8 protein-coding genes are annotated in these 11668 nt (G+C 45.9%); 1 reads left to right on the plus strand and 7 read right to left on the minus strand.

Going from position 1 to position 11668, the window contains the following annotated elements:
• Window positions 1-216: 216 nt before the first annotated feature.
• A complete protein-coding gene (locus tag H589_RS0110075; protein ID WP_027721890.1) occupies window positions 217-1401 on the plus strand; it encodes a pyridoxal phosphate-dependent aminotransferase in 1185 nt (394 codons plus the stop codon).
• 187 nt (window positions 1402-1588) lie between these two features.
• Here the strand turns inward: H589_RS0110075 and H589_RS0110080 are convergent, their stop codons facing one another.
• The 7 genes from H589_RS0110080 to H589_RS20915 form a co-directional block, all read right to left on the minus strand.
• On the minus strand, window positions 1589-4000 hold the full coding sequence (locus H589_RS0110080) for an acetate--CoA ligase family protein (protein WP_027721891.1): 2412 nt from the start codon (window positions 3998-4000) through the stop codon (window positions 1589-1591).
• Window positions 4001-4364: 364 nt separating this feature from the next.
• Window positions 4365-5585: a PAS domain S-box protein gene (locus H589_RS0110085; RefSeq protein ID WP_084146947.1), complete on the minus strand. Its 1221-nt coding sequence runs from the start codon at window positions 5583-5585 to the stop codon at window positions 4365-4367.
• Entirely contained in the window at window positions 5585-8629 is a 3045-nt protein-coding gene (locus H589_RS19630) for a chemotaxis protein CheB (protein ID WP_051249712.1), read from the minus strand. Before H589_RS19630 ends, H589_RS0110085 begins: the two co-directional genes overlap by 1 nt.
• A 481-nt stretch (window positions 8630-9110) precedes the next feature.
• Window positions 9111-9929 carry an SPOR domain-containing protein gene (locus H589_RS0110095; protein ID WP_027721893.1) on the minus strand — a complete coding sequence of 273 codons (819 nt, stop codon included), beginning with the start codon at window positions 9927-9929 and terminating at the stop codon, window positions 9111-9113.
• 10 nt (window positions 9930-9939) lie between these two features.
• Entirely contained in the window at window positions 9940-10326 is a 387-nt protein-coding gene (locus tag H589_RS0110100; protein ID WP_027720180.1) for a DUF4280 domain-containing protein, read from the minus strand.
• A 2-nt stretch (window positions 10327-10328) separates the two neighbouring features.
• The gene (locus H589_RS0110105) at window positions 10329-10985 is read right to left on the minus strand and encodes a toxin-antitoxin system YwqK family antitoxin (protein ID WP_027720179.1); all 657 of its coding nucleotides are present in this window, start codon (window positions 10983-10985) and stop codon (window positions 10329-10331) included.
• A 48-nt stretch (window positions 10986-11033) separates the two neighbouring features.
• On the minus strand, window positions 11034-11668 hold a 635-nt coding region (locus tag H589_RS20915; RefSeq protein ID WP_027721894.1), incomplete at its 5' end, for a bacteriophage T4 gp5 trimerisation domain-containing protein.

Consider the following 11668-nt stretch of genomic DNA (forward strand, 5'->3'; position numbering starts at 1 on the left):
ATGGATCCCCTTATTGGCCTTGCGCAACCCTTTCTATTTGGATAGTTAATACTGATCTTTTAAACACCGCAATGCAGCGGCCTTCATTGAACTACCGTTCTTTTTCCACACCAGTCAATTACTCCGTTCCCAAGGAGGATGACACCCATCTGATACTGAGAGGTTGTCAAACATCTACCGGAACGTATTGAAATATAAAAAGCCAAGGAGCCTAATATGCAACTCGTATCAGATGAAATGTCGTCTTATGTTGGTAAATCTTCATGGATCCGCAAAATGTTCGAGGCGGGAATAGTACTGAAAAAAAAGTACGGTGAGGACGCAGTATGTGACTTCTCACTGGGTAACCCTGATCTGGCTCCTCCGCCAGCTGTCAAGGAAACATTGCTCAAGATAGCTGAAAACGCTGACAAACCTTTTGCACTGGGTTACATGCCTAATTTCGGATACCCTGATGTACGAGACACTCTGGCACGTAAGGTCACCGAGGAGCAGGAAGTAGAAGTCGCAGGATCAGACATTATCGTGACTTGTGGTGCTGCAGGAGCTCTGAATATCTTTTTCCGTGCGATACTTAACCCCGGCGATGAGGTTATTTGTTCCAAACCAGTCTTCGTAGACTACTCCGCCTATGTAGGCTCTCATGGTGGGATCCTTAAACCGGTATCATGCAATGAATCAGACTTTTCGCTGGACCTGGATGCTATTGAAGCAGGAATTACTGACAAAACCTGTGCAGTACTCCTCAATTCCCCCAACAATCCTACAGGCGTGATCTACAGCGCCAAGCAACTCAAAGAGCTGGGCGAATTGCTGACCCGCAAGAGCGAAGGGCGCAAGCGTCCTATCCTGCTGGTATCAGATGAGCCATATCGATTCTTGGCCTTTGACGGAGAAAAAGTGCCATCCATGCTACAGGCGTATACATACAGCGTAGCGTGCTCTTCTTTCTCCAAGAATCTAGCCCTTGCAGGTGAAAGGGTTGGATACGCAGTAGTTAACCCGGCTATGGAAGGAAAGGAACAGTTAATAAATGTTATGACCATGGCCAACCGTTTTCTGGGCTTCATCAATGCCCCCTGTATCGGCCAGCGTTTGATGCAAGGAGCCATCGACTCGCAGGTAGATATTTCCATCTACGACGAACGCCGCAAGGCCATGGCCGAGGTACTTGACGAGGCAGGATATGAATACCCCATGCCTAAGGGAGCCTTCTACTTCTTTGTTAAGGCTCCGGGAGGCGATGACGTAGCTTTCTGCCAGCGCCTTATGGAAGAAAAGATTCTGGCGGTTCCGGGAACAGGTTTCCAGTATCCAGGCTACTTCCGACTTTCCTTCTGCGTAGACACGGCCATCATCCGCCGGGCTGCTCCTGGTCTCAAAAAGGCTATGGAAGGATAGTTCACAACAATATAAAAAACGCCCCCCAATGCTCTCATTAGCATCGGGGGGCATTTTTTTTATGCTCTTCACATACTCAGCTCTATTATGATGACACTCACCGCCAGAACATCTTTGGCAACAAGAACGGTAGGACTTAACCCCGTCAGATGAACTCCACTCGATAATATTTCTTCAAGCTCTTTATTTAGATGAGTGACTCAGTTCGGATACGTTCGGCATAAAGCCTGGCTTCGATGTAAAGAGACACAGCAGCCACAGCTCGATCGCAGACCTGAAATACAGGAATACCGCTACTGTTCAAAACATCTCGCATAGGATCATAAAGCCTTCCACCATCAATGACACAGATAATAGGCTTTTCACTTTCCTTGGACACCTTAGTCAATAATTGCACGATACCATTATCCGCATCCATATTAAAAGCAGTGTTGTCACTGCCATACAGTGTGTGCATGGCAGGCGAGAGCGGATCTAAACCAATGACAATAGCGTCTATGCCCGCATCCTCTGAAAGGACCTCAGCTACGAACGCGTGGGTCTCATCATCTGACGAAGGATTGATATCCAAAGGATTGTGTACAGTGACCAGACCAGTCAGTTTCTTGGTCTCCAGAATCTCCGTTATCCGCTTGACCGATTCAGTAGAAAACTCGGCCAGCCTAATCTGGTAATCATCGGACTGGATGGAGTCAGCCATGCCCACAGCTTCAAAACCTGCTCCGCTGACAGCAGCCAAACGGTTGCCATTGATCTTTTTGCCGGCCATGTTCTCAGCTAATAAAAACAGATCCTGAAATTCAGTGAAATTGCGGGCCACGATGGCACCGGCCTGCCGTGCGCATGATTCGCATACCATATAGTCGCCTGCCAGAGAGGCTGTATGACCACTGGTAGCGCTCTTACCTTCAGGAGTTCGACCAGCTTTATAAAAAACTACTTCCTTACCAGCCAGCACCGCATCACGTACAGCAGCGCAGAATTCCAGCCCATCCAAATCATTAAATCCTTCAGCGTAGACCGCAATGACGTCCACTTCATCGGAATCCTTAAAATATTTAACCATATCACCGAGGGTTAAATCGGTCTGGTTACCTAATGAGACCATATAAGCAGGGTTCATTTCTGGACACTGGCTGGAACGATGAAGCATAAACGCGCCAGACTGGCTGATCAAGGCCGCCCGATGTTGTAAATTTTTACTGTTCTTGGGCAATTTTTCTTCAGGAATAAACCACGTATCGTAGCGGCCAGGGTGGGAAACAACTCCCATACAGTTGGCTCCTAGAAATACAGGCCCTCCGTCTTCTGTAGCATGGGCTTCATTAATCGCCGCAATAACCTTGGCAGCGCGCTCCTGACTTTCCTCAGTCTCGCCCATACCTCCCGGAATAAGCATCACTGAGTTGGCCGCATCCAAACGCACCACATCATCTACCAGATCCGGGACCTGCGACGCCCCGACAGCAACAACCAGCAGGTCGAGCTTTTCCGGCAGTGCTTTGAGATCGGGATAGCACTTGACTCCATCTATTTCATTCACGCCGCCCTTAAGCAGACAGAGATTCTCTTTAGAAAAACCCTCTGCCAAGATATTGTCCATAATAATGCGGCCAAAGTTCTTACGCTTAGTAGATACTCCGATGATACCAATGTTTTTCGGGTGTAGCAGGTTATCTATTTTTGAGATGGGACGATGACTGAACTGAGGTTCAGGAAAGCCGAACTTGCACATACCGTCTAGCGGAACCATGAGAAAATCTGTGAATGCATATGGATTTATCTCCATTTCAGTAATCACAAACTCGGCGTCCGGATTCATAGATGAATAGTGGCGACCCATATCAATGAATGAAGTAAAACATTCAATAAGCTGTTCATCCGTAACAACACGGCGCTGGCCTCGGGTGAGCCCTGCCAGCTTCTTATAGGAAATAGTCTTGCGGAAGAGTTCAAAAAAAGCATCACCGTCGATCAATTCGCAGGAGGCCGCGATGATCGCTTGTCCCTTACGGAATCGTTCGGCATATAGCTCGGTATCCGTGCCACCCAGACCAGCAGAGATGATCATCCCGAACTCTCTGGTATTGCGCAGTCCCACAATCAGTTCATTGCCGAATGCAGAAGAGTCCGGAGGCATAAACTGAACCATAAGCACTCCCTTGATATCACTCCTTATGGCATCTTCAAGGGCATCACCAGTCAGTCCTCGATAATCCTCTGGAGCATGGGCAGGGTCTAGATTAATCATGGTGGCGTATTTTTCGGGCACTTCGTATAGCATACGACGCATGGCCGAACGAATTTTATCAGGGTCTTTTGGAACACAACGTACGCCGCCCACCTCGGTCTTATGGATGATATTCGGGGAGACGATCTTGAGCACCACCTTTTCACCGGGCAAAGCCTTAAGCTCGTCATCAGATGAACGCGCTCCACGTGGCAGTAAGATACACTTTGGTGGAGTCTCTGCACCGGAATTACCCAGCAAATTGTAGACTTCATATTCGAAGAGATGACCACGGCCCTCGTTTTGAGCAGACCTGAATATTTCGGAAATTGCTTCGTAATCTATATGGGTAGTAGCTGTAGATATCATATCCTGCTGTCCTCATTGGATAAATGTCGTAATGTTGATAATGATGCATTAATATCTATTAAAAGTCATACTTTTTGTCAAGTCAGCAATACATGCATATTACAGCATAAGACACTGTAATAAAATAATATTTATAAAATATTATTTTTAAAAATACCGTTTTACGGGAGTAAAAACCACTCTAAGCCTATAAAGAGGCTGTTTTTAGCTATAATACGTCATACTATTATAACTAAAAGCTGGAACGGCAAAAAAAAGGGGAGGGACTGAAATAGTAGAGACAACGCACATCCTCTCTAGGCATGCAGTATTGGTCACTCCTATGATAGACTGTAAGCATCCGGCAGTCCAAGCGAAAAGAGCGCTATTCGATGTCGCAGATGGGAAGCTCAACGGTAACAGTGGTCCCTTCGGCTTCGGATGTAGTGAACCAGATATGGCCGCCATGAGCCTTGGCTATAAGCTGAGCACTGTATGTTCCAAGACCTGTGCCGCATCGCTTACCCATAGTGACATACTTTTCAAAAAAACGAGCCCTGATTGGTTCCGGCACAACTCCGGTATTGTGGATTTTGATGTGAACCGTACCGGATTCCTTTAGGCTGGTGATAGTAACACATTCACCTGCTGAGGAAGCCTCAATCGCATTTTTTATCAGATTCATAAATATGTCTTCAAATAAAAAAGCTTCCCCGCACACCATCACACCAGCCCGTGGACAATCTGACGTAGCTTGGAGAACAATGGTAACCTTATTCTGCGAGGACAGTCTTTCCAGAGAATTGTTCACGGTTTCAAGAATATGATTAATTTCTATCGGAGTTTTAGCTGGTAAATATTCTCCCTTTTTCATCTTCCTCAAAGGCTCAGCAGCATCAATAAGATGAATCACTTGCCGAATACCAAGAAGAATCTGTGGAAATGCCTCCACCAAAGAGGCTTCATCGCTACCGTTCACTACCAACTGCGCCAAGGAAAAGATATTGATAAGCGGCCCTTTGATGTCATGATGGATGATACGCTCAACATCCTTGCGAAATTGTTCTTCCTGTTTACGCTCAGTAATGTCGTGTATCACGATAAGACAGACTGGAGCTCCCTTGGCATCCCGTGAGATCGTTGCTGTTAAGTGTACCCAAAATACATCTCCAGCTCTTTTTACCAGACGTAACTCAAACGCCGTTGTAGCCATCGGTATTTCTTTTTTAAAGAGATCTTTGCTTTGCAGGTAATAAAGGTCTTGGTCATCCTCGTAAATAAATTGGGTCCAAAACTGACCTACTATTTCACTCCGGGACACACCAAGCAGTGTCGCAGCCGTGAGATTTGACTCAATAGTCACCCCCTGCTGGCTGACCGTGCAATAACCGACCGGAGCCAGATCATAAAGATCGAAATAACGCGCCCGTACGGCATCCAGCTCTTCCTGTGAACGGCGCAGTTCTTCATTTTGCAATTCCAGTTCGATCTGATGAACACGCAGTTCGTGAAGTGACTGCTGCATTCCAGCAAGTGTAACGGGATACTTATTCGCAGAATCGTCCTCAGCGACTAATTTCTCGGCTTGACGTCTTAACTTGTCCATTATGTGTTGTCCCTCTTCATGGTAATGCGGTGAGTTACCGCCATGGCATAGACATGACCTGCATCATCTGCCAAGAGACTGGCCGTGAGCCACACCGTTAAAACCTGTCCATCCTTGTTCATGCGGCGTGTTTTATATGGCACCGGCACGTCACCCGCAGCGACCAGCCGGATATTCTCTAACTCTTGCGATTGTATATCCTCCGGAAGCATGTCCTGAAGCCTCAAGGTCAATGCCTCCTCCTCTGTCCAACCGAAAATTCTCTGCGCAGAAGGGTTCCATTCCAAAATATCGCCATCTGTATTTAATACGATAATTGCATCCTGTGAATCTCGCACAATCACTGCCAAACGAAGCTGGTCATAGGCTTCCTGCAGCAATACGTGTGACTTCTTCATTTCGGTTATATCTACAAATGTGATTACCACACCCTCAATCACATTCTCAAGAGTTCGGTAAGGTTGGATGCGCATAGTGTACCATTTCTCTTCCGCGGTCTGTACTTCCAATTCTTTAGGAAGCAGTGTTTCCAACACCGATTGTACGTCAGTAACAAGGCTGTCATATCCTACCATCTTGGAGACGATGTGACCAACAGGTCGTCCAATATCAACCGGAATCAAGTTGATGATCCGAGTGGCGGCCGGGGTAAAACGCATAATGCATAGTCGATTATCAACAAATATAGTGGCTATGCCAGTACCGGAAAGTAAGTTGCTCATATCATTATTGGCATGCGACAGATCGGTTAATTTATTTTGCAGTTCAGTATTAACGGTGGCTAATTCTTCATTAACGGATTGCAGTTCTTCCTTAGAAGTCTCAAGCTCTTCGTTCGAAGACTGCAACTCTTCGTTTATGGATTGCATTTCTTCGTTGGATGATTTTAGTTCCTCATTGGATGTCTCCAATTCCTCAATGGTACTTTGAAGATATTCATCCTTAGCCAACAACTCATGCCGCAACGTAGCAACATCCATATCATCGCCTTCATCTGCCCCGTCTACAACTTTTCCTAAACCCAAAAGATCGTTTTTTTGCACTAACTCACAGTCAAACTGCGATGTAGGCTTCAGGATAACCAGATAAAGAGGGGATTCAAATTCAGTCAGATCTGTCGATACCGGACAGACAGCTAGATCAACGGATGTGAAGTGTCCATTGGTTTTAACTTGCAAAGCTGGATTGCGTGTTGTTTCATTTGATGTCCGGGTTTTGTGCAAAGCTATACTCAATTGCCTGCGCAATCCCTCCCGTGCCATTTTAAGGATGTTGTTGACTCCGGCTACGCCTTGCGCAGGCTCTAAATACTGACCAGTACGGCCATGAAGATAGAGAATATCGCCATGAGCATTGACCAGCACACCTGCTGGAGCAAATTGTTGCAGTAGCGTCTGTTCGGTAAGTTCCCGTAATGGCTGTTGCACAGGACTGATCTCTTTTATGGATATACGTCGATAGGGTGATGGCTCAACCGGCAGCATGGGAGATAAAAAACGGCCAATGGTCGAAGGTATTCTGCCATTAAGGTCTTCCTTGCGCAGGTAAAGCTTTGATTTTCGATCTATAACTGAGAACAGATCGCTAAAATCACCCACGGTTTCCGATGTGCCCAAAAAGAGAACTCCTCCCGGACGCAATGCGTAATGGAAGAGTGGAATGAGTTTTTTTTGTAACTCCCCTCCCATGTATATGAGTAGATTGCGACAGGCGATACAGTCCAGCTTAGAAAATGGAGGGTCTTTGATCACGTCCTGTTCAGAAAAAATCAGCATATCGCGGATATTTTTATGGATCCGGTAGACGCTTCCATCGTTCTCAATAGTAAAAAAACGTGCGATTCTCTCCGGCGTAACATCGGTGAGTATGCTTGCTGGATAAAGTCCGCTACGGGCTGTGGCTATTGCCTGACTGTCAATGTCGGTGGCAAAAATATGTACCTTAAAGTGCTGTTTGGTCGCTTCCATATACTCTTGCAGGAGGATTGCAATGGAGTATGCTTCTTCCCCGGTAGAACATCCCGTCGACCAAACTCGGATTGAAGAATCCACTGATTTGCCGGCAAATATTTTAGGAATAACCTGTTCCTCAAGTACCTTGAAGACCGCGGGGTCCCTGAAAAAACTAGTTACGCCAATTAGTAAATCGCGAAAAAGCGCTTCAACTTCTACAGGAGTCTGCTGCAAATACTGAATATACGCATCCATCATGTCGATCTGATGAATGGCCATGCGCCTTTCGATGCGGCGATGTATGGTACTTGGTTTGTACATGGAAAAATCATGCCCCATCTGGGATCGTAGCAGGATGCATATTTTTTGTAATGAGTTTTCACTTATAGATTTCGGCTTAGCTGTCGTCTGAAGTGTCGATCCATATATTTTAGATACATAGGCTATGATATGTGATGCCATCTCAGGGGGTGACAGTTCGTAATCCACCAAACCTGTAGCAATTGCGCTGCGCGGCATACCATCGTACTCGCAGGAGTCGGGAGTTTGGGCAATAACCATGCCTCCTTCGCCTTTAATGGACCGCACACCCAGGGTGCCGTCGCTACCGGTTCCTGAGAGCACTATACCTATTGCTGCCTCATGCTGGCTCTGAGCCAGAGAGCGGAAGAAAAAATCAATGGGCAGTCGTTGCCCACGGGGGGCGACAGGCTTAATTAATTGAAGTCTACCATTCAGAAAAGACATATCGCGATCTGGGGGAATAATGTAAGCACAGTTGGGCAAGACTTCCATCCCATCCTCGACTTCGAAGACCCGCATACGGGTATAGCGCCGAATGAGTTCAGTAAGCAGGCTCTTGTGGTCAGGGGCAAGATGCTGCACCAGAACAAATGCCATTCCAGGATCGACATCTGCAGGCATACCTGAAAAAAAAGCTTCGAAAGCAGCCAAGCCTCCAGCTGAGGCACCAATTCCCACAATGGGTAAAATCGTTTCGTGCCCCTGCTTGGAATCACTTTTTATTTCGTCAACCGATACAGGCAGATCTTTCTGAGCCCGAGGATTTTGTGTATTTTTTTTCTTTGTCATGAGGATACCTTTATTTGCAGCTATATTATATATCAAGCTATTGCCTTGTAAGATGAAAGTGAGCCAGGCACCTTTAATGCTGACAAATTGAAACTTTATTAACTAATAAATTAATAAATTCTAAAATTTAGCAACTGGAATACCGCCACAGCTTGAGGTGATTTTTAACGCCGGGTCAGAGGAAATGGAAGGAATTTTTCAACAAGTCAGATCGTCGTGACCAGTTTACGCATGCAGGGGACGATAATGCCTATTAACTTAGCACATATTACCCTGCGAAAAAAGAATTATCTCCATTAGTTATTTTATGCCAATTGCCAGGATTTCCTCGCTTAAAAATTATTTCATTTAAAGTACATGAAAAGCATCAACTGGCCATTGCAAACCTACATGTGTTGGGACATGATTTAATCAGAATATCTCCAATATTTTGCAATACCGCAAGTGACGTAACTCAAGTAGTTGAAGCAACAAAACAGGACTACTTGTCTTGCTTCTTAGATTCTTTCATTCCAGCCTTGCGGGCTTCAAATATCCCTTTATCAATAGGATAAACAATACATTCCCCATTTACCTTCCCTTTAAATGCGGCACATGCCTCTTTTGCTTTAGCTTTATCGGGAAAAGTTCCAAGAATAACTGCATACCATAGCCTGCTTTTCTTATCATAAAGAGGAACCACACTTGCCTTTATTCCCTCATTTTTCAGATTAGCAACCTCAGTCCCAGCAGATCGCGGGGTGAGAAATGACCCAACCTGCGCCAGCCAAAGTGGAATTCCTGCTTTTCCCGGAACAAGAGCCGCTTTATCAATCGGCACAATTGAGGCTGCTATTTTACCCTGCTGTTGAAGACGTTTTGCCTCGGCACTGGCTGTTGCCATATCTGTAAAATTTCCAGTCCACACAACATAGACTGGCGGAGATTTTTCCTGAATATGTACTTCCGCTTTAAATCCCAGTCCGGCTACTCGTGCAGCCTCTTTTTCTGCAGAATTCAGGCTGAGATATGATCCAACCTGCAAGGTCAATACATTAGAATTTGTTACTGAGGAACCGTTTGTTGCGACGGTGTTACTGGTCTTTCTTCTTGGATAGACAATGGCAGGCAATGCTGTGGAGTTGACTATGTACTGTGGTGGTGATGCAACCTGCCCCTTCACTTGAGATTTAGTTGCATTCGAAGCAGACCCCATATTTTCGGATATAAGCATTCCTGCAAACAAAACAGCTCCGAGCAGAGATAAAATAAACCCTGTTATGGCTACATAAAGAAGAACTTTCATTTTGGTCTTAACCATAATATTTCCTCTATGGAACGGTTGTAGTAAACTGTCCGGCACTGACGATTGATATACTACCCGCCCACATACACATAAGGGTTGAACTGTTATTCAAAGCAGGCATTTTCCCGAGTAGAACCGTTGGCGAACCGGTAATCCACGGAGCAACGAGACTCGGGATGCAGGGCATCGGAGTCAGTACGCCTAAGGCCGCAGCCGTGGCGGAAGCAACTGTGGGATTGGCCAGCGAAGTACACATAGCAAATCCCGGCACATTCACCATAGGAATATAATCCATGATATTTGCCGCCGGAGTAGAACACATAACTCTGTTCATAGGCATGACCACCAAGGAGCATGGCGCGACTCCGAATGAACACTGGAGCATAGCCCCTGAAACAACCAGTTGTGACATGCCTACTTGCCCCCGAAGATTGCCTGATGCCAGGATTTCTTCTTGGTCGAAAGTTCGTCAATAAGCTTTTGTGACAGAACGTTTCCTTTCTCGTACTGTACTTGCCTTTCCAGTTCTCCGGATTCCGAAAAAGTTAAAGACTCGCCATGTTTCAACCCTTCTACCCAATGTGTTTTTTCACGTATTGTACCGGAAGAAAAAAGTTGTTCAGCTGATCCATGCAACATTCCATTCTGATAGTTCAACCGTTGCATCAGTTCACCCTGCTCCCCGTAAACAAGTGATTCTCCTTCTTGCTTTCCATGCAGAAGGGTCGTTTTCGCCGCCAACTGTCCATTAGGATGCCATACCTGCATGATACCATTTGGCTCGTTATTTACATAGTTCATAAGAATATGAGGCCGCTGGTGTTCAAAAGTACGAAGTTCGCCATTGAGCTTTCCATTTTGCATATTCGAAACCTGCACAAGATGCCCATCCTCATCAAACCGCCGCACTTCTCCTTCTACTACGCCATGTTGATATTCCATCTGTTGCACTATACGCCCCTCGGAATTGAACATATGTCCTGTCCCGTGCGGCTTGCCATCTTTCAAAGGAACCCTGAACAGGATATTTCCCTGATCGTCACGCTGTACGTAATCATTATCCTCATTCATACTGCGCTCCCTGCACGAAGCTGCATAATTTCGAATCATATCAATTCACTAATTTATACTGACCATACCGCCTTTAACTGTCAGTGCACCTCCTCCGTCAACCTCGCCCGAAGCATCTCCTTTAACTGAAAAACTGAGCCCTTGTACTGTGATGGATGTAGAGGCCTTATGTGTTGCGCTCATACCGGCTTCAGTATTCAGGTCCTGCCCCCCTTTCACCGTCACATTCTGCCCTGCTTTTATGGTAACATTGCCGTCAGATGAGATGGTGATGTCGCCAGTTACTTTCAAGGTCATGGCTCCCTTAACAGTGAGATTGTAGTCACCATCAACAGTTGCTGTGTAGTCAGCTTTGTTGGTTCGCGTTTCAGCATCTTCCACCGTAACACTGCGTGTACCTTTTACATGATGGGTTTCAGTTCCTTTCTGGATGTCCAGAGAACGGTTGCCCTCTTCCAGCGTCAGGGTATCGTCAGCTTTTTTGATGGTAGTAGTACGTTCGTTTTCAATGGTAGTATTCATATCCTTTTGCGCATGAATGAACACTTCCTCCTCACCGGCCTTATCCTCAAAACGCAGCTCATTAGAACCTTGCGCATCCTTGCTGGAATTGGTTTTAATAACTGTACGTGTGGCGTTATCCGGTAGAGTGTAAGGTACAGTCTGGTTTGCATTATAAACCG

It is taken from the genome of Maridesulfovibrio zosterae DSM 11974 (assembly GCF_000425265.1).
In the GTDB taxonomy this organism is placed as follows: domain Bacteria; phylum Desulfobacterota; class Desulfovibrionia; order Desulfovibrionales; family Desulfovibrionaceae; genus Maridesulfovibrio; species Maridesulfovibrio zosterae.

Excerpts from the sequence above, each read along its gene's own strand:
- H589_RS0110080 (WP_027721891.1), bottom strand. The coding sequence starts at position 4,000 with ATGATATCTACAGCTACTACCCATATAGATTACGAAGCAATTTCCGAA.
- H589_RS0110100 (WP_027720180.1), bottom strand. The coding sequence starts at position 10,326 with ATGTCACAACTGGTTGTTTCAGGGGCTATGCTCCAGTGTTCATTCGGA.
- H589_RS0110105 (WP_027720179.1), bottom strand. The coding sequence starts at position 10,985 with ATGAATGAGGATAATGATTACGTACAGCGTGACGATCAGGGAAATATC.
- H589_RS19630 (WP_051249712.1), bottom strand. The coding sequence starts at position 8,629 with ATGACAAAGAAAAAAAATACACAAAATCCTCGGGCTCAGAAAGATCTG.
- H589_RS0110075 (WP_027721890.1), top strand. The coding sequence starts at position 217 with ATGCAACTCGTATCAGATGAAATGTCGTCTTATGTTGGTAAATCTTCA.
- H589_RS0110095 (WP_027721893.1), bottom strand. The coding sequence starts at position 9,929 with ATGGTTAAGACCAAAATGAAAGTTCTTCTTTATGTAGCCATAACAGGG.
- H589_RS0110085 (WP_084146947.1), bottom strand. The coding sequence starts at position 5,585 with ATGGACAAGTTAAGACGTCAAGCCGAGAAATTAGTCGCTGAGGACGAT.